The sequence below is a fragment of the cf. Phormidesmis sp. LEGE 11477 genome (assembly GCF_015207105.1).
In the GTDB taxonomy this organism is placed as follows: domain Bacteria; phylum Cyanobacteriota; class Cyanobacteriia; order Phormidesmidales; family Phormidesmidaceae; genus Phormidesmis.
The window spans coordinates 13,088-30,684 of sequence record NZ_JADEXO010000046.1 but is presented as its reverse complement, the minus strand read 5'-3'; the positions used below and the strand labels follow the sequence as shown (position 1 = coordinate 30,684).

Genomic DNA, 17,597 nt, shown 5'->3' with positions numbered 1-17,597 from the left:
CTTTCTCTGAAGCCACTTTCTCTAAAGCCACTTCTTCTAGAGCCATTTTCTCTGTAGCCATGCCTTTTACAGCGAGCTGTATCTCTCCTCTGCAAACGGTTCACCCCGGTGGTGATAGCCATTCTTCTCCCAAAAGCCCAGTTCCCTATCCGCCAAAAATTCTAAGCCATTGATCCATTTTGCACTTTTCCAAGCGTATAAATGTGGCACCACTAGCCGCATGGGGCCACCGTGTTCTGCGGGCAGCGGCTCGTCAAAAAGCGTATGAGCAAAAAAGTTTTCTTCTCTCGCAAAGTCTTCCATCGAGATATTGGTGGTATAGCCGCCATAGCAATGCGCCATCACATCGGTAACGGTCGGCTCTACGTCAATCTCTTTCAAAAAATCTACAACCTTGATACCGCACCATTTTACGTCTAGCTTGCTCCACCGGGTCACGCAGTGAAAGTCTGCGGTAAATTCAGTTTGTGGCATATCCATAAAATCTTGCCACGAAAGTGTCTTAGAACTGCCAAGACCAGAAACGGTGAACTGCCATGCTTCTGTACTAATTTGTGGCGTATCGCCATAGGTTAAGACCGGAAACCCTTTGGCCAAATGCTGTCCTGGCGGAACCCGGTCAGCTAGATCTGTGCTGGGTTTTTCAAAGAATTTCATGGCACAAAAGCAATAGAGATTGCCCTTATTGTAGTGCTCTAATTCGATCGGTTAATACCGTCAAAATGCATAGGGTCTGCATAGTTTTTTGTACGACTTGAAGTATGCGGTATCGAATCTAGATACGCTCGTCAATATTGCTGCTGCGATCCCATCTAACACATAAGATTTCAGTTTGAGATAACGGGTTATCAACATGACAACTGTTAGAACGAAGCAGTATAGAGATGGGTATTGGGATCGCCCTTATAACAATCGTCAACCAGCTCAAACCCATAACGCGATAGTAAGGCAATTGAAGCCGCGTTTTCGGGGAATACAGTGGCTCGAAGTTCATCTAGTCCCAACGTGTCTCTCGACCAACGAACCAGTCCAGTCAGCAGTTCATTACCTAAACCCAACCGCCAGTATGGGCTGTCCAATCCATAGACCACTTCTTCTAACCCATTATCATCAGTAGGGCGTCCGATACCAGCCCAGCCAATCAAGGTTTTCTTCTCTTTCTCGACCACTGCTCCAGTTCCATAGCCAAACTGCGCGATATTGCTTCTCGATTTGTCTATCCATGCCTGCGTTTTCTCTCGGGTGAGAGGCTGTCCATTGCCGACGTAGCAGATGACAGCCACATCAGCAGAAATTCTGGCGAGTTCGTCTAAGTCGCTTGGTTCAAAGCGGCGAAATAGTAGTCGTTTTGTTTCAAAGAAAATCATGATAGTGCTAGTGAGCGATCGCTTCCTAACTAACTATCTACGCAGGGAATCGCGCACTAGCTGATCAAGGGCTCTCTGCATCTGGCTACGAACCTTCTCAAAACACGCATCAATATAGTGACTATCTTGCAAAGCTTTACCCCCATATCGATCGAATCGAATCGGTTCACAGATGCGCGTATGAATTTTTGTCGGTGGTGGAATGTGTGGCAATGGCCCAACTGATAAGCCCCAAGGCAGTCCCAAATAGATAGGAAAAACTTCTGGATCGATGCCAAAAGCCCACGGCATTCCCAATTCATGCAGCACTTTCATCTGTGGATAGATATCGGCTAATACAACAAAGGTCGAATGCGCGCCGCAAGAGATCATCGGCACGATGGGAACGCCCTTTTTGATTGCTAGCTTGATAAATCCTTTGCGCTGATGAAAATAGATTTGGTGCCGTTGGTGATAAGGCCGAAACACATCCTGCATGCCGCCCGGATACACAACGATATTTGCGCCTTTATTTAGCGCTGCGATCGCCATCTTCGGATGCGCCTGCACTGCGCCTACCTGCGTAGCTGATCTAGCAACAGTAGGAAACACATCCCACATCTTCGGACTCATTAATCCATAGAGTGGCTTTTCGACACCGAACCGACGACACCAGTCATACAGCATCATATGCAGATCTGGCGTCGGCAGTCCACCATTATGAGAGCCCACAAACATTACGGCTTCACCAGTTGGAATCTGTTCCCATCCGTCTGTTGATACTTGAAAGTAATGTTCGTAAAACCATCGCATCAGCGGCATTGTTTTCTGCAAGACCACAGGATCGCGATCTTCAAGAGACCAGCCGTCTAAAGACCGCATAGAGCGAGTAGCATACCCCTCACGTGCGGTCTTTACAGCAGCAAATAGAGAAAACAAAGCGGTAGGATTCATACGCATTCACAGTAAAGGGTCTGTTAGCCGTGCCAACAAACCCTTTTGTACTTTATATTTTGTAGCGATCGTGATGATTGAGAGGCGATCACATTTCAGACCTTAGTTCGAACCTTTAATGCACTCAAACCTCAGCATATTCAAACTTTGCCTATTCAAACTCTGCCTATTCAAACCCTAACAGGTCGAAGATGTCTCTATCTTTGAGGGGATTTACCTCTAGCGGCTTAGCATCTTCAATCATTCCTTTTGCTAGCTTCAAATATTCTTGCTGCACTTCCAAGACTTCGGGCTCTTCGTCCATTTCAAACACAGTACACTTCTTCAGTCGGCTGCGGCGAATTGCATCCACAGTCTTGAAATGCGCCAAAGTCTTTAAGCCGACCCGCTCATTGAACTTGTCAATCTGGTCAGTGCCTTCACTTCGATTAGCAATGATACCGCCCAGTCTCACCTTATAGTTCTTCGCCTTGGATTTAATTGCCGCCACGATGCGGTTCATCGCAAAGATAGAGTCAAAGTCGTTAGCAGTCACAATCAGACAATAGTGAGCATGCTGTAACGGCGCAGCAAAACCGCCACAGACCACATCTCCAAGCACGTCAAAGATAACTACGTCAGTATCTTCAAACAGATGATGCTCTTTCAACAGCTTCACAGTTTGGCCAGTCACGTAGCCACCGCAGCCCGTACCCGCCGGAGGGCCACCCGACTCGATGCACATGACGCCGTTATAGCCTTCAAACATAAAGTCATCGGTCTGCAACTCTTCAGAGTGAAAATCCACCGATTCCAACACGTCGATGACTGTGGGCACCATCTTCTTGGTCAGGGTGAAGGTGCTGTCATGCTTGGGGTCGCAGCCGATTTGCAAGACTCTTTTACCTAGCCGAGAGAAGGCCGCTGATAGATTAGAAGAGGTGGTTGATTTACCGATACCGCCTTTGCCGTACACAGCAATTACCAAGGCCCCGGACTCGATCTTCATCGACTCGTCTTGATGGACCTGGACACTGCCTTCGCCATCAGCACCTTTGTTGACGACAGCTTTACTGACAGCATCTTTATTGGCAACGTTAGGTCGAAGGTCGTTTGAAACTACCACAGTAGGTCTCCTATTTTTTGTTTGACGTTTGATACTTTTTCTTCGAGCGTCTGAAAGCTCTGATGCCTAGAGGTCATTCCCGTCGGCAAACCTTATTTGCCGATGGCGGCTTTGGCTTCGTAGAGGGTATCTACGGTAATGGAGGTGATGCCGCGATCGCTCGCAAATTTTTCAGTATTTCGCTTCACTTTCCCTCGTACAAAGAACGGGATTTTTTTCAGCTCAGCTAGACCATCCGGGCTCCAGTTCCCGCCTGCCGTCGCCGCATCTGGCGCAGAGCCCATCGGTTTTACGGCGGCGTCATGATCAGTCGGAGCAGCCAGTGCTTTCGCCTCTTCAGTCGCCTTTTCAGCCGCTTCTTCTGCGGTCCTCTCCTCTACAGACGGTGCGGTGTGCAGATGGCTCATATGGCCTTCTGCAAACTCGAAATCCTCACGGAACATGCCAATCAAATGCTCTTCTAGGCCCATCATCAATGGATGCACCCAGTCGTCAAAGATAACGTTTGCCCCTTCCCAACCCATCTGAGGCGAGTAGCGAGCCGGTACATCTTGCACATGAATTGGCGTAGAAATAACCGCGCAAGGAATGCCTAGCCGCTTGGCAATATGACGCTCCATCTGTGTGCCTAGGACTAGCTCTGGCGCAGCTTCTGCTACGGCTGTTTCCACCGCTAGATAGTCGTCGCTGATCACTGCCTCAACGCCGTGCTGTTTAGCGACTTCGCGCACCTGACGGGCAAACTTGCGGCTGTAGGTACCGATGCCCACTAGGGTAAAGCCAAGTTCTTCGGTCGCAATTCTGGCGGCGGCGATCGCATGAGTAGCATCGCCAAAGATAAACACTCGCTTACCGGTTAGATAAGTCGAGTCTACCGAGCGAGAATACCAGGGCATCCGAGAAGCACCAGGAATCGCAGAAGAGGCGACTCGCGAGACGTTCCAGTTGCCTAGCGTCTCCGACTTCGAGCGAGCCAGTACCCGGCTGACATCAATGCCAGCGACCTCACCAATTTCAGCAATGAAATCGCGAGTTGCCCCGACGCCAATCGGCACAGTCTTCACAATTGGCTGAGCGAAATTCCGCTTTAGCCAGTCACAAGTGGTCTGAGCAATCTCTGGATACAGGCAGATATTAAAATCCGCGTCAGGAATTCGCTTGATATCCTCAGGCGTCGCTCCCAAAGGCGCAATTACGTTCGCATCGACGCCGATTTCACCTAGCAGCTTCAACACTTCTTGAATATCGTCTCGACAGCGAAATCCTAGCGCCGTGGGTCCGATGATATTTGCCTTAGGGCGAATGGCTGGCTCTCTCTCAGGACGCTTCGTTCCCGGTGGCAACGCTGCCGATAACAACAAAGTTCTGACTAAGTGATAGAGGGTCTCGCTACCACCCCAATTCTCTTTTTTGGAGTAGGCAGGCAGCTCTAGATTCACGACTGGAACTGGCAAACCCATACTTTGCGCCAGTGCGCCGGGCTGATCTTGAATCAGCTCTGCTGTGCAGCTTTCGCCCACTAGCATGAGCTGGGGCTGGAACCGTTCATAGGCATCGCGCACGGATGTTTTCACCATCTCAGCCGTGTCCCCACCCAAATCTCTCGCTTGAAAGGTGGTGTAGGTGACGGGAGGACGCTGGTCGCGTCGTTCGATCATTGTGAACAACAGATCGGCGTAGGTATCCCCTTGTGGCGCATGGAGCACGTAATGCACCCCTTCCATCGAAGTTGCCACGCGCATGGCCCCAACATGGGGAGGGCCTTCATAAGTCCACAGAGTCAATTCCATAAGTTAAAGAAAGAAGGGTTAATGTTGGCTGATTTTATCTGGTTATCTAGGTATCAAAATTCGGCACTATCAAACCGTCAATCGCTTCCGTCGTTCTAGCGATCGCGTAAACAATTCCGCCAGATCAGCCGCCTGGTCATAGCCATGCAGCGGCGAGAACACTAGCTCAATTGACCACTTCGTCGCCATCCCTTCTGCTTCTAGAGGATTGGCCAAGCCCAGACCACAAACCGTGATATCCGGGCGAGCTGCTCGACAGCGATCTAGCTGCTTTTCTACGTCTTGCCCCTCAGAAAGAGAAGTTCCTTCTGGCAGTAGCGCAATCTCTTGGTCCATCAACAGACGATCGATGTAGGGTGTGCCGACTTCGACTAGCTCCATGCCACACTCACGCGAGAGAAACCGAGCCAGCGGAATCTCTAGCTGTGAATCGGGGAAAAGAAATGCCTTGCGACCGCTGAGTTCTTGACGGTAGCGCTCTAACCCTGTGTTGGCCCTAGCGACTGCGGGTGCGATCGCCGATTCAAACGTCTCCTCCTCCACGCCCCAGGTATCCGCCGCCGCCTTCAGCCAAGCCGTTGTTCCCTCAATTCCAAAAGGATAGGGCGAAGGCAGCAGTTCCGCGCCCCGAGCGATTAACAGCCGCACCGTCTCGCTCAAAAACGGCTGAGCGACTAACAGCTTTGTCCCTTTACCAACGCTAGGCAAATTCGAGGCCCGGCGCGGTGGAAAGAAAGAAACCGGACCAATCCCCATTCGATCGAACAATCGCTGAAACTGATCTTCAACAACATCAGCTAGACTACCGACCACCATCAGCGCTGGCTCCTCGGTTTCCTTGCTAGGCAACACCGGCACCATCGAACCTAGACAGGCGTCCTCTCCTTGAGTGAAGGTTGTTTCAATCCCGCTGCCAGAATAGTTCAGTACCCTGGTCTTTGGAAAATGCCGATGGTTCAGCTTCTCAGCGGCCTTAGCCAGATCCAGCTTAATCACCTCAGAAGGGCAAGAGCCAACCAAAAACAAAGTGCCAATATCAGGCCGACGCAGCAGCAGCTCTTCCACTACTCGCTCTAGTTCTTCATTCGCATCCGCTAGCCCCGCTAGATCGCGCTCGCCCAAGATCGCCGTGCCAAATCTAGGTTCTGCGAAAATCATTACGCCAGCGGCAGACTGAATTAGGTGGGCGCAAGTGCGAGAGCCGACCACCAAGAAAAAGGCATCCTGCATCTTTCTATGCAGCCAAACGATACCCGTCAGTCCGCAAAACACTTCTCGTTGGCCGCGCTCTTTTAGAACCGGCATATCAGAGCTGACTGTTTCGGTGGGATTATCTGTGCAAGCCTGTAGCGCCATACTTAGTTCTTCGCTCTTTGTATCAACAAATTAGAATATATGCGGGCAGGTATCAGCGCCTTGTTTTGCTTCGCCTTGGTTTTTCTTTGAACGAATCAAAAGAAGCCACAACAAAATGAGCTGAAGTGTTCAGTATAGATACCTGTTTGATCCGGTCTTGGTAGTCAGCAGGCTTTATTTACATTCAGCCATTAATGTTTACCTAACGCATCTTTTAGTGAAAGTATCGACTCTACATGACAAGGCGGAGGTCATAACGGCCTACTATAGAGAGCAATAAAAATTGCTGACTAGAGACAGATCCTCGAAATCATGGCCAAGCCGACCCAAGCTCACATCACCAAAATGATTTCTAAGCGAGAGAGTGAGTTTTTTCGTAACCGCACCCTCAAGCAAACCGAATACTACATGGGAGCCAAACTCCTAGAAGTCGGCGTCAACCCAAACCAAGGCGTGATCTACCGTTGGAAAACTGTAGACAAAGGGGCCAAAGAAGAATGGACCTACAGCGCTTATTGGGGAGAGTCAAGAGCAAAAATTGAGGCAGAAGAAGCTTAGAGGTATTCCTACACATCCACGGTTTCAGCTATCTCAACTAGCTGTGGCTCCGTTGCCTGTAGCAAGCAGTCTGGAATCGGCTGGCTGTGTAGAACCATGGTGGTAGTCGTGTTTTTCTCGAAGCCAATCCGCTCATAAAAGCGCTGTTGGTGAGTCGTCATTAGATAGGTGCGCTCTACCTTATTCATGTGTGGATGGGCGATCAGAGTTTCAACCAATCTGCGGCCTAGCCCAGCCCCTTGATAGTCGGGGTGGATCACAACATCCCAAATGGTCGCTCTAAAAACGCCGTCTGATGTCGCTCGTGAGAACCCGATTAGATGTTTGTCATCCCATGCTGTCACGACTGGATGACTGTGTGCGATCGCCACCGCCATCTCTGCCGGTCTTCTAGTCTTAGCCCAAAATGCAGCTCGCCCAAACAAATCACATACCTGCTCAAGCTCACAGGGTGAAAACGTCTGCATATAGCGAAACTGAGTATTCCGACCGTCCATAGACCTCACCAAAAATACAATTGTTTACACAATCCATCTTTCAATATAGAGGCGGACTCACTGGTCTGTCTCGAATTAAAGTGAAGCTTTCATGACTTGAAGTCCTCCACGCACCGCCTAAAACATGCTATTTAATCGGCCAGTTCGCCTCTCACTGCTATTCTCGCTCTGCCTATGCTTTACGCTTAGCATCTTGCTCGGTGCGGGCGTCGCCGCTGCTATTGGCTCAGGCGTCGATACAGGCATAGAGGGTGTTGATATGGGCATTGGCGCGGGTATCAAAGCAGTCTCCACAGCTACAGCCGACTCTACAGCTACAGCCGATCCGTACGGCATGGTCGATCCCGTCTCCCCTCAGCTTGAGGCTAGCTATCGCGTCTATCTCGACGAATGCGCCACCTGCCACGTCGCTCTGCCGCCAGCCGTTCTCCCCACGCAAACCTGGCAGACTCTCGTCGTTGACTCTGCTCACTACGGCCTTACTCTCAGTGGCATTACCACTTTCGAGCAGCAATTAATTGCCAACTACCTCCAAGCCTACTCTCGTCCTCATCAAAGCCACGATTCGCTGCCCTTCAGGCTATCTGACTCCGACTACTTCCGGGCGCTCCATCCTCAGGTCACCCTTCCCCAACCGCTAAATCTGCGTACCTGTGCTAGCTGCCATCTCTCAGCCACTACTCAAAACTACCGAAACATCAGCTCGAATTCAGATAGGTAGACCCAGTCTGTAGATTTGGCACCTAGATCTGTACTGCTCAGGCCTTAGAGCACTGACCTGTCCTTAGAGCACTGCCCTCTGCCGTTGAGACGCTTTGTAGGGAAACCCGACCTGCTCAACCCTTTCCTATCGGTCGGCTATCCCCATAAGATACAGGTAGAATTAATATTCCGGGGTTGACTATACTCGCCTCGCTCGTCGTTTCTCCAGCCCGACATGCTAAAAAGACTTCTAGGCGATCCAAATACTCGCAAGCTCAAAAAATATCAGCCCGATATTAAAGAGGTGAATCTGCTTGAAGAAGAAGTGCAGGCTCTCTCTGACGATGAGCTAGCGGGTAAGACAGCCGAGTTTAGACAGCGTCTAGAAGCTGGCGAAGACACAGACGATATCCTGACAGAAGCCTTTGCTGTCGTCAGAGAAGCCGCCATACGAGTTTTGGGCATGCGTCACTACGACGTGCAGCTACTAGGCGGTATGGTGCTGCACGACGGTCAAATTGCTGAGATGAAAACGGGTGAAGGTAAGACCCTGGTTTCGACGCTGCCTGCCTATTTGAATGCAATTTCAGGCAAAGGCGTTCACATTGTCACGGTTAATGACTACCTTGCTCGCCGGGATGCGGAGTGGATGGGCCAGGTTCACCGATTCTTGGGGCTCAGTGTGGGATTGATCCAGCAGGGCATGAGTCCAAAGGATCGCAAGAAAAACTACGCCTGTGATATCACCTACGGCACTAACAGCGAGTTTGGCTTTGACTATCTGCGCGACAATATGGCAACGCAGATGGCCGATGTGGTTCAGCGCCCTTTCAACTTTTGTGTAATTGACGAAGTCGATTCGATTTTGGTTGACGAGGCCCGGACGCCTTTGATTATCTCTGGCCAAGTAGAACGCCCTGGTGAAAAATACACGAAGGCAGCCGAAGTTGCCACTCAACTAGAAGGCGATGAAGTCGATTACGAAGTTGATGAAAAGGCTCGTAACGTGCTGCTCACAGATGAAGGCTTCGAGAAAGCAGAGAACCTGCTGAACGTCACCGATCTATTCGATCCTAAAGATCCTTGGGCCCACTACATCTTCAACGCGATCAAGGCCAAAGAGCTGTTCACCAAAGATGTCAATTACATCGTACGCAATAGCGAAATTGTGATCGTCGACGAGTTCACCGGTCGGGTGATGGCGGGTCGGCGTTGGAGTGATGGTCTGCACCAGGCAATCGAAGCTAAAGAGCACGTTGAGATTCAGCCTGAGACTCAGACGTTGGCTTCTATCACCTATCAGAACTTCTTTCTGCTGTATCCCAAGCTTTCTGGAATGACCGGAACTGCTAAGACAGAGGAAGCTGAGTTTGAAAAGATCTACAAGCTAGAAGTGACGATTATTCCTACCAATCGCCCCTCGCAGCGTCACGATTTGCCGGATGTCGTTTACAAAACTGAAAATGCGAAGTGGAACGCGATCGCCCAAGAATGCGCTGAGATGCACGAAACTGGCCGTCCTGTTCTCGTGGGTACGACCAGCGTCGAAAAATCTGAAGTTCTCTCGGCCCTGCTAAGCGATCTCAACGTTGAGCACAATCTCCTAAACGCCAAGCCAGAGAACGTAGAGCGAGAGTCAGAAATTGTGGCTCAAGCCGGTCGTAGCGGCTCAGTCACGATCGCCACTAATATGGCCGGACGCGGCACAGATATCATCCTCGGTGGTAACGCCGACTACATGGCCCGACTAAAGGTACGTGAATACTTTATGCCCAGGCTGGTCAAGCCCGAAGACGACGATAAGTTTGGCGTAGCGCAAGTGTCTGCGGCCAAGAACAGCCGCCAGGCAGAAGGCTTTGCCGACAAAAAGAAGGTCAAGACCTGGAAAGTCGCCCCGCAGATTTTTCCAACCGATCTCTCCCCCGAGATCAAAGACAATTTGAAAGCAGCGGTTGATTTTGCGGTCAAGACCTATGGAGCGCAGAGCCTGTCAGAGCTAGCCGCAGAAGACAAGATTGCGGTAGCCGCAGAGAAAGCACCCTCCGACGAGCCGGTCATCCAGAAGCTGCGCGATGTTTACAATCAAGTTCTAGAAGCGTACGAAGCAATTACCTCAGCTGCACATGATGACGTCATTGAACTCGGCGGTCTGCACGTAATCGGAACAGAGCGCCACGAATCTCGCCGAGTAGATAACCAGCTTCGAGGCCGGGCAGGGCGTCAGGGTGATCCTGGTTCGACCAAGTTCTTTTTGAGCTTAGAAGACAATTTGCTGCGGATTTTTGGGGGCGATCGCGTTGCTGGGTTAATGAACGCCTTTCGCGTAGAAGAAGACATGCCGATCGAATCTGGTATGCTCACCCGTTCGCTAGAAGGCGCTCAAAAGAAAGTCGAAACCTACTACTACGACATTCGTAAGCAGGTCTTTGAGTACGACGAGGTAATGAACAATCAGCGCCGCGCTATCTACGCTGAACGTCGCCGCGTACTAGAAGGCCAAGCGCTCAAAGAGCTGGTTTTGGGCTATGCCGTACAGACTATGGACGACATTGTCGAAGCCTATGTCAACCCAGAGCTGCCTTCAGAAGAATGGGATCTCGCTAGCGTCGTTAGCAAAGTGCAAGAGTTTGTCTATCTGTTGGCCGACCTGACGCCAGACCAGCTAGAGAATCTATCTATGGGCGAGATGAAAACTTTTCTAGCTGAGCAGGTTCGCATTGCCTATGACCTCAAAGAAGCTCAAGTTGACATGATCAAGCCCGGCCTGATGCGTGAAGCGGAGAGATTCTTTATTCTTCAACAGATCGATACGCTCTGGCGCGAGCACCTACAGCAGATGGACGCCCTACGCGAAACCGTCGGCTTACGTGGCTACGGTCAAAAAGATCCGCTAATTGAATACAAAAGTGAAGGCTACGAAGTCTTCTTAGAAATGATGACAGGCATTCGTCGCAACGTCGTGTACACGCTCTTCCAGTTTCAGCCCCAGCCCCAGCCCGCCGCTAAGCAATCTGAAATGGTGTAGACCCCTGTACCTAAGCGCTATAGCGTGTTTCGAGTGCCTTTGAGACACGCTATTTGCTTTTTACGGCTGGGCTGCTACTTTCGAGGTTCTCCTGCTTCGTCTTCTGGCAGTACTTCGGTTTCTGCTTTACCAGCCTCAACCCACTTCTGCAGCGTGACATCCTTCAGGAAAAAGTTTTGATACTGAGTGGCTAGTGCTGACAAAGCAATGTCGTATGTTTTAAAGCGCATCACTACGGGCGCATAAAAGCAGTCAGCGATGGAGAATTTTTCAAATAGCCAGGTGTCAGGATTTCGCTCCATACGGCCTGACCAAATAGCGTCGATCCTAGCAATATCTTGAAGGGCGGCGGCAGAAGGATCGACTTTTCTGCGAGCCCGGCAGTTCATAGGCAGCTCATTACGCAAACCCACAAACCCGGCATGCATTTCGGCGCAGACAGATCTAGCTTCAGCGCTTAGAGACGCCTTAGCAGGCCAGCCCTCGCCCGATAGATACTTTTCAGAAATATATTCGCAGATTGCGAGCGAGTCCCATACTGTGATTTCTTGATCGATCAAAACGGGTACACGGCCCGTTGGAGAATACTGCTTTAGCCGTTCTGTGAGGGTTCCGCGTGAATTTTCGCGCTCAAGCGACTCTAAAACCTCTTCAAACTGAATATCGAACTTGCTCAGTAGCATCCAAGCTCGCAAAGACCAAGAAGAATAGTTCTTGTTACCAATAATTAGTTTCATACAGCGACCTTGCGAGCCTCTTTAAACCCAGAAAACTTTTAGAAAAGACCTACGGTGTGTAGTCGTAGGGCGCAGCGGGATAGTCGTAGTAGGGAGCGCGGCGTGGCGGAAGCTGTGGAGCAGACAAGAAGGCCGGGTCGTAGTAGTTTGACGCGGTAGGTGGCATAGGCATGGGTGGCATTGGCATAGGCCGCATCGGCATAGGTCTTACAGAGCGCCTTTGAGCCTGCAAAATCAAAATCACTGAGCAAAGGATCAGCCCACCGCCACCTAGCCCTAGCACGATAACAATGCCTGCGCCTAGCCAGATCAGCGAAGTGGGAGGCCCAGATGGACGGGCATTGGCTTCGGCGGCAGGTTGAACAGCGGCAGCGATTTTATCTTCTAGCTCTAGATCTTCTACGGAGCGCTGATAGTTCTGAATACGATCGAGCAGGTCTTGAGTTTTTTCAGACTGCTCTTGCATTTGGTTCTCTAGATTGGCAGAGAGCGTTTCCTGCTCTTCTAGCTGTTCCTCTAATGCTTGAGTGAGGGTCTGCTGCTTGTCTAACTCTCTGCGAATTTCGGCTTCTAACGCCTGCTGGGACTGGGTAGTAGCAGATTCTATCTGAGCGGTGCGATCGCCCGATCGATTAGCCTGCTCAGCATCACCATCGGCAGAGACCATTCCCACCCGAGCTACTAGCAGCACTAAAGCTGCGACACCCGTAGTGGCACAGCCCGCCAAGTATGCGGTTGTATCGCTCATCGGCTTATCACCCCAGCGAACAAACGTTTCAACACGCCTTCTTTACTCAATACTGCCCTGGCCAGGAACTTTATCAGCTAAAGAATATCACACAAAATCAATTGCTAGATCAGTAGCAACTGCCAGGTAAAAGGCGGCGGTAAGCACCCTCAGATAAAGTAAAGACTCTAGATAAAGAAAGACTCTGCTGAATACTTTCAACAGAGTCCTTCCTTACTGGGCTTTATCGCAATTACTGGTCTTTATCATCAACGCGGCCTTCTGCTGAAGTACGCAGCCGAGAAATACTCATAAAAGCTGATCATCCAGCCGAAAGCTATTCGACAACTACCTTACCAACCATGCCAGCACCACGGTGGGGCGCACAGTAGTAAGTATACTCACCGGGCTCTACATCAAAGGTACTAGAGTAGGACTCACCAGGCGAAAAAGTTAACTGCTTGTTAGTCAGTTGATCTGCGACTTCTTTGCCACCAGGAATGTTGTTTGCATCAAAGATGACATTGTGGGGAGCCATCTTATTATTTTCCCAGGTGACGGTATCGCCTTTTGAGACAGTGACAGTTGCTGGTTCAAAGACAAGCAGTCCACCGTCAGAACCCATCTTTACGGTGTGGTCAGCAGCCAGCGCTGGCGACGCCAGCATTACGCAGCTACTGACGACAAGAGCAGCCATCATTAGGGTAGTACCCAAGCTGCGGAATGCTTTCGCTAAAAATTTCATAGGACCTCTGGGGCTAAAACGTGTGTGTACTTTCTTTGCACTTAATGAGAATTATATATCGCCTGGCGAGGATTTTGACGCTCTGTAAAGGTTCGGATTTGACGACTCGTCTTATACGGGTGATTTCAAGCGTTATTTAGACAACAAGTCCTGGCGGCGATGGGGTTAGCCTGTCTTTTGCTAAGGCACCTATGATCTGAGTTCAAGACAGCATCTGAGCGCTAAAAAGTAGTGACGACTCACCGAGAAAGATGAGCCTTGGAATCATGAATCTTAAGGTTCCATAATTTTTTTTTAGCAAAGGTTAAATGATTTAGTGGGTTCAGTGATCAGTTACTGCACTTATTAATAGGATTGAAAAAATCAATAACACAACTGTCTTTTATGGCTATGAATGTTTTAGAAATGCAGGTAATTGAGCTGAGTGACAAAGTCGACTCGCTTCATAGCTTGATGGCGCAGTTGACTGAGAAAGTGAATGCTACCATCACTAGCGGGCAAGATCGTTTTGCCACCACAAGTAAAGATATTTTGCCAGACGCCAACGCGGTGAATCTATCACCAACGGCCATGCGCCGCGCCCCGAATCCATCGATGATGCACAAGGATGTGCTGAGCGACGATCCTTATTTGGAAGGAGAGTCATTGAGCACTACTAGGACGCTATCGCCAGAGATTCAAATCCAGAGATTGACGGCTCAGCTGACTGCTGCATACAACCGTATTGCGGCCTTAGAGGAGCAGATTATGGCCTATCGCTCTTATTAGGTTAAAGTATTAGGTTCAATGCCTAAATTGAAGGTTTGAAGGCTTTAACTCAAAGGCTTGAAGGCTTTAACTCAAAGGCTTGAAGGCTTTAACTCAAAGGCTCAAAATTTCTACTCGTTAAAGGCACCGTTTGGAAGGCACTACTGAAGGTACTGCCTTTTTTTGTGCTGTATTGGCTGGGTTCGATTGGTCTAAATCTCGTTGAATTAGCTATTGTTGGGCGCTTGTCAGATAGATTGCCGGAGCTGAGCTTCAACCGCATGCCGAATCTGCGATCGCGTCCATTTTTTGTACAGATGCGCGGCGATCGCACATCCCCCGGCACCCACACCCTCTTTCACAAACCCTCGCTCATAAGCCTGGAGCTGCATATAAGGGGACTGAGCAAAAGTGATTTCGCTGGCTAGGTAAGCAGCGCCTATCTGCCTGGCGATCGCCACTGTATCCGCGCTGGAATCTTCTATTACCCAGCGGGTAGTACCTACCAAGACTTGCTCAGGCTGCCACCCAATGCATTCTTCTCTCGCTAGCGCCTGGCACAGCGCGTAGACCGCTAGCATCTGCGACCCCCCTGCTAGCAGCACCCCGCCCGACTGACTCGCCGATAGTGCTATGCCCGCCGCTGCAATCTGCATCGGATCGCCTATCGCTGCAACCAACCCTAGAGCCGATGCCTGCTGAGGCTGCGGCCATCTAGCTTTCCACTCCGCCAATCCGCGCTTAATCAAGGCTTGCTTTTGTAAATGATTGCCCCCTCGCCAGCTGCTGCTCATTTGGCCAGCAACGGCATAGCCTAGGCCCGTCAGTATGGCTTGGGCTGTCGTCGTCCCACCAACCACGCATTCTCCGACGATTAGATAGCTGTCTTGGCAGTGATTAGCTAGCTGCCTGGCTAACTGGTGGCCTAGCGCTTGAGCTGAGTAGAAGAGCTGGCTAACTTCGGCTATCGACATCGCCTGCCCCGTTTGGACAGATTTGGCTAGGGTTCGAGGTAGCGACAGATGTGGAACGCTAAGCGCTGTCGGCAGCCCAGTACTCACTAGCTGACAGTGAATAGTCTGTCCGCGCAAGATAGCGCGAGTAATCACAGCAGGAGAAACGCCAGATGATAGGGAGACTAGCGGTGTTCCTTTGAGCAAATAGCTACCGTCGGTAGCTGCAGTAGCTAGTCGGTCTTGAGAGGTTTGTCCGGCAGCAGAGATATTTGGCAGGAGGGCGGTTTCTGTGAAGCTAAGAACGCAGGCAAACAGAGGCTTCTTTCCTTGGTAGTGCTCAAGCCATCGGCGGCTCTCGCCCGGAACCGCTTCGGCGCAGACTTTGATCATCAGACTCTAATCACCAGAAATCATCAGATATTAATCATCAGAACTTTGATCAGGCTACTTATTTTCGTGCTACTCATCTATCAGCACCTGGACCCAGTTAGGCGGCTCTGGCATGGCAATACCAAGACGCTCTAGGATCAGCCAGGCGGCAAGATGTACGGTAAATAGATAAACAACGCTGGCGAAGACGGTCATAAAGACAGCCGCGATCGCAATCACTTCCATATTGGGTTGGCCAAATCGCCCTAGCCCAATCCAGCCCCAGTTGGTCAGCAGCCTGACGCTCCAGTCAATAAACTGAGTAATCTGAGCAATCAGATAGCCCCACAGATCTTCGCCTGCCAAGATAGAGACCAGCCAAATTCGAAAGAACGTGCCAAACGCAACGAGCAGTCCCCCAGTCAAAATAGCAATCCCCCATCCGGCTTTGCGACGCCACAGATACCCTAGCTGCACGCCTAAAATCCCATAGGGCATCACAAATAGGACACTGCGAGTAGGACCTAGCAAGATAGTGAGCAATAGCCCAGATACCGCTGTCCCCATCCAAGCAGCGCGGGCATTCCAACGTAGGTAGATCAGCGTAATTGGTAAGGGAAACAGAATTCGTAGCAGTGGACCGGGCGGAAAGTAGACGTTGACTAACCACATGAGACTAGCGGCGCTCGCGAGAAAGGCAGTCTCGACTAGAGGCAGCGGGGAAGGCGGCAGAGAACGATTAGGCGAAATTGGGGGTTGGTCGGCGGGCTGAGCAGCCTGAGCAGGATCGTGAGGATGAGCTGTGTTCGTAGCGCGGCTGGGCCGAGCAAAATAGCGATCGGCAGCATGGGTAGCAGGCAGCGCAGAATCCGATATCCAAGGCTCATCGTCTTTTATCCAAGGCTCATCGTCCTTTGTTTGCTCTGAGACTGGATCGTGGTTGGGCTCGGTCATAGACAAAGACTGCTATCCCAGAAGTTTTTCGAGGGTTTCGATATCGATGATTTTGAGGATATCGCGATCGCGCTGAATTAATCCTTTCTTCTCTAGCTTGTTCAGCACTCGGGTCACCGTTTCTCTAGCCAGCCCACTCAGTCCGCTGAGCTCTCGATGAGGTAGGTTAGGGATTTCCATTCCTTGACCCGCGATTTTGCCCTGACCTTCTGCCAAAAACAAGAGAACGTCCGCAACGCGCGACTGACTATCTGATTCACGCAGACGCAGGCGGCGATTAACCTGTCTTAGACGCTTGGCCATCAGCCTCGCTAGATATAGACCCGCCATCGGCTCTGTATGGAGCAGTTTAACGAAATGCGGTGCAGGCATGCTGCCAATGACAGTCGGCGTCAGGGTAATCACATCGGTAGAGCGCGGAATTTCCTCCAAAGGAGCCATCTCACCAAACACCTCACCTTTCCCTAAAATATTGAGCGTGACTTCCTTGCCATCTATATTGTATGTTCGGATTTTTGCCCAGCCTTCTAGAACAAAGTAGACAGAATTTCCCCAGTCGTTCTCTAGCAAAATAACCTGGTTCGCAGGATGGTGACGGGTAACTACCTGATCAGCAGCCTCTGTGGCTAGCGCCGGATCGAGCTCAGAAAAAAAAGGAGTAATGCGGATAAGTTCGCTGGTATCGAGAGGGTGTCCGTCCATGGTCAACTAGTAAATAGCGTATACAAGGGTCGATTGAAACAGCAGAATGCACGTCGTTTGGAGATCAAACAGCCCTATACCGAAGAACAGGCGCTTTTAGACAGAGGTATCGACCCTAGTATCGCAACAATTTTTGATACTACTTGAGCCTATCTAAAGTTTTATAACTTATACCATTCTCTTCTATTGTTTAGGATCATTGCAAAAAAGACAGGAATAGTATACTTTCCGGGATATTCGTTTGCGTTCCTAATGCTGTAACCAATACTACTAGCTAGCCCAAAATCTATGTAGTAGAGCCGGGATGAAGCCGCTTTCAGAGCGAGC

At 50.4% G+C, this 17,597-nt stretch carries 17 protein-coding genes; 4 read left to right on the top strand and 13 right to left on the bottom strand.

Annotation, left to right across the window (positions count from 1 at the left end):
- Positions 1-66 precede the first annotated feature (66 nt).
- From IQ256_RS14625 to IQ256_RS14600, 6 genes are all read right to left on the bottom strand, one after another.
- Positions 67-657, bottom strand: coding sequence for a sulfite oxidase-like oxidoreductase (locus IQ256_RS14625; protein ID WP_193856286.1), 591 nt, complete (start codon positions 655-657; stop codon positions 67-69).
- A gap of 206 nt (positions 658-863) precedes the next feature.
- On the bottom strand, positions 864-1,367 hold the full coding sequence (locus tag IQ256_RS14620; RefSeq protein ID WP_193856285.1) for a GNAT family N-acetyltransferase: 504 nt from the start codon (positions 1,365-1,367) through the stop codon (positions 864-866).
- A gap of 33 nt (positions 1,368-1,400) precedes the next feature.
- Entirely contained in the window at positions 1,401-2,228 is an 828-nt protein-coding gene (locus IQ256_RS14615; protein WP_193856284.1) for a lysophospholipid acyltransferase family protein, read from the bottom strand.
- Positions 2,229-2,466: 238 nt separating this feature from the next.
- The gene (gene bchL, locus IQ256_RS14610) at positions 2,467-3,405 is read right to left on the bottom strand and encodes a ferredoxin:protochlorophyllide reductase (ATP-dependent) iron-sulfur ATP-binding protein (protein ID WP_193856283.1); all 939 of its coding nucleotides are present in this window, start codon (positions 3,403-3,405) and stop codon (positions 2,467-2,469) included.
- A 92-nt stretch (positions 3,406-3,497) separates the two neighbouring features.
- On the bottom strand, positions 3,498-5,195 hold the full coding sequence (bchB, locus tag IQ256_RS14605) for a ferredoxin:protochlorophyllide reductase (ATP-dependent) subunit B (RefSeq protein WP_193856282.1): 1,698 nt from the start codon (positions 5,193-5,195) through the stop codon (positions 3,498-3,500).
- Positions 5,196-5,264: 69 nt separating this feature from the next.
- Complete coding sequence (locus IQ256_RS14600) at positions 5,265-6,551, bottom strand: ferredoxin:protochlorophyllide reductase (ATP-dependent) subunit N (protein WP_193856281.1); 1,287 nt, start codon at positions 6,549-6,551, stop codon at positions 5,265-5,267.
- 312 nt (positions 6,552-6,863) lie between these two features.
- Here IQ256_RS14600 and IQ256_RS14595 point away from each other — a divergent pair, with 312 nt between their 5' ends.
- Positions 6,864-7,109, top strand: a complete 246-nt coding sequence (locus IQ256_RS14595; RefSeq protein ID WP_193856280.1) for a hypothetical protein — start codon at positions 6,864-6,866, stop codon at positions 7,107-7,109.
- Between the two features lie 8 nt (positions 7,110-7,117).
- Here the strand turns inward: IQ256_RS14595 and IQ256_RS14590 are convergent, their stop codons facing one another.
- Positions 7,118-7,606 (bottom strand): GNAT family N-acetyltransferase, encoded by a 489-nt coding sequence (locus IQ256_RS14590; RefSeq protein WP_193856279.1) that lies wholly within the window; start codon positions 7,604-7,606, stop codon positions 7,118-7,120.
- Between the two features lie 124 nt (positions 7,607-7,730).
- On the opposite strand from IQ256_RS14590, the gene IQ256_RS14585 reads away from it, so the two are divergent.
- Together IQ256_RS14585 and secA are read left to right on the top strand one after the other, a co-directional pair.
- Positions 7,731-8,327, top strand: a complete 597-nt coding sequence (locus IQ256_RS14585; protein ID WP_193856278.1) for a diheme cytochrome C — start codon at positions 7,731-7,733, stop codon at positions 8,325-8,327.
- Between the two features lie 216 nt (positions 8,328-8,543).
- On the top strand, positions 8,544-11,333 hold the full coding sequence (gene secA / locus IQ256_RS14580; RefSeq protein ID WP_193856277.1) for a preprotein translocase subunit SecA: 2,790 nt from the start codon (positions 8,544-8,546) through the stop codon (positions 11,331-11,333).
- Positions 11,334-11,407: 74 nt separating this feature from the next.
- Here secA and IQ256_RS14575 read toward each other — a convergent pair whose 3' ends face one another.
- The 3 genes from IQ256_RS14575 to petE all read right to left on the bottom strand — a co-directional run bounded on the left by IQ256_RS14575 (position 11,408) and on the right by petE (position 13,542).
- Positions 11,408-12,070, bottom strand: a complete 663-nt coding sequence (locus IQ256_RS14575; RefSeq protein ID WP_193856276.1) for a glutathione S-transferase family protein — start codon at positions 12,068-12,070, stop codon at positions 11,408-11,410.
- Positions 12,071-12,119: 49 nt separating this feature from the next.
- Positions 12,120-12,818, bottom strand: a complete 699-nt coding sequence (locus tag IQ256_RS14570; protein ID WP_193856275.1) for a hypothetical protein — start codon at positions 12,816-12,818, stop codon at positions 12,120-12,122.
- A 316-nt stretch (positions 12,819-13,134) separates the two neighbouring features.
- A complete protein-coding gene (gene petE, locus IQ256_RS14565) occupies positions 13,135-13,542 on the bottom strand; it encodes a plastocyanin (protein WP_193856274.1) in 408 nt (135 codons plus the stop codon).
- 390 nt (positions 13,543-13,932) lie between these two features.
- Between petE and IQ256_RS14560 the strand changes: the two genes are divergently transcribed.
- Positions 13,933-14,310, top strand: coding sequence for a hypothetical protein (locus IQ256_RS14560; protein ID WP_193856273.1), 378 nt, complete (start codon positions 13,933-13,935; stop codon positions 14,308-14,310).
- A gap of 227 nt (positions 14,311-14,537) precedes the next feature.
- On the opposite strand, the gene cobT is transcribed toward IQ256_RS14560, so the two are convergent.
- The 3 genes from cobT to IQ256_RS14545 form a co-directional block, all read right to left on the bottom strand.
- Entirely contained in the window at positions 14,538-15,635 is a 1,098-nt protein-coding gene (gene cobT / locus IQ256_RS14555) for a nicotinate mononucleotide-dependent phosphoribosyltransferase CobT (RefSeq protein ID WP_193856272.1), read from the bottom strand.
- Between the two features lie 69 nt (positions 15,636-15,704).
- A complete protein-coding gene (locus IQ256_RS14550; protein WP_193856271.1) occupies positions 15,705-16,568 on the bottom strand; it encodes a DUF2232 domain-containing protein in 864 nt (287 codons plus the stop codon).
- 12 nt (positions 16,569-16,580) lie between these two features.
- Complete coding sequence (locus tag IQ256_RS14545; protein WP_193856270.1) at positions 16,581-17,270, bottom strand: Crp/Fnr family transcriptional regulator; 690 nt, start codon at positions 17,268-17,270, stop codon at positions 16,581-16,583.
- Positions 17,271-17,597 lie beyond the last annotated feature (327 nt).

Bases quoted from the DNA above. Each gene is read 5' to 3' on its own strand.
- IQ256_RS14545 (WP_193856270.1), bottom strand. From the start codon at position 17,270: ATGGACGGACACCCTCTCGATACCAGCGAACTTATCCGCATTACTCCT.
- IQ256_RS14560 (WP_193856273.1), top strand. From the start codon at position 13,933: ATGAATGTTTTAGAAATGCAGGTAATTGAGCTGAGTGACAAAGTCGAC.
- IQ256_RS14620 (WP_193856285.1), bottom strand. From the start codon at position 1,367: ATGATTTTCTTTGAAACAAAACGACTACTATTTCGCCGCTTTGAACCA.
- petE (WP_193856274.1), bottom strand. From the start codon at position 13,542: ATGAAATTTTTAGCGAAAGCATTCCGCAGCTTGGGTACTACCCTAATG.
- bchB (WP_193856282.1), bottom strand. From the start codon at position 5,195: ATGGAATTGACTCTGTGGACTTATGAAGGCCCTCCCCATGTTGGGGCC.
- secA (WP_193856277.1), top strand. From the start codon at position 8,544: ATGCTAAAAAGACTTCTAGGCGATCCAAATACTCGCAAGCTCAAAAAA.
- IQ256_RS14595 (WP_193856280.1), top strand. From the start codon at position 6,864: ATGGCCAAGCCGACCCAAGCTCACATCACCAAAATGATTTCTAAGCGA.
- IQ256_RS14585 (WP_193856278.1), top strand. From the start codon at position 7,731: ATGCTATTTAATCGGCCAGTTCGCCTCTCACTGCTATTCTCGCTCTGC.
- IQ256_RS14625 (WP_193856286.1), bottom strand. From the start codon at position 657: ATGAAATTCTTTGAAAAACCCAGCACAGATCTAGCTGACCGGGTTCCG.
- IQ256_RS14550 (WP_193856271.1), bottom strand. From the start codon at position 16,568: ATGACCGAGCCCAACCACGATCCAGTCTCAGAGCAAACAAAGGACGAT.
- IQ256_RS14600 (WP_193856281.1), bottom strand. From the start codon at position 6,551: ATGGCGCTACAGGCTTGCACAGATAATCCCACCGAAACAGTCAGCTCT.
- IQ256_RS14575 (WP_193856276.1), bottom strand. From the start codon at position 12,070: ATGAAACTAATTATTGGTAACAAGAACTATTCTTCTTGGTCTTTGCGA.
- IQ256_RS14570 (WP_193856275.1), bottom strand. From the start codon at position 12,818: ATGAGCGATACAACCGCATACTTGGCGGGCTGTGCCACTACGGGTGTC.
- IQ256_RS14615 (WP_193856284.1), bottom strand. From the start codon at position 2,228: ATGCGGTCTTTAGACGGCTGGTCTCTTGAAGATCGCGATCCTGTGGTC.
- IQ256_RS14590 (WP_193856279.1), bottom strand. From the start codon at position 7,606: ATGGACGGTCGGAATACTCAGTTTCGCTATATGCAGACGTTTTCACCC.
- cobT (WP_193856272.1), bottom strand. From the start codon at position 15,635: ATGATCAAAGTCTGCGCCGAAGCGGTTCCGGGCGAGAGCCGCCGATGG.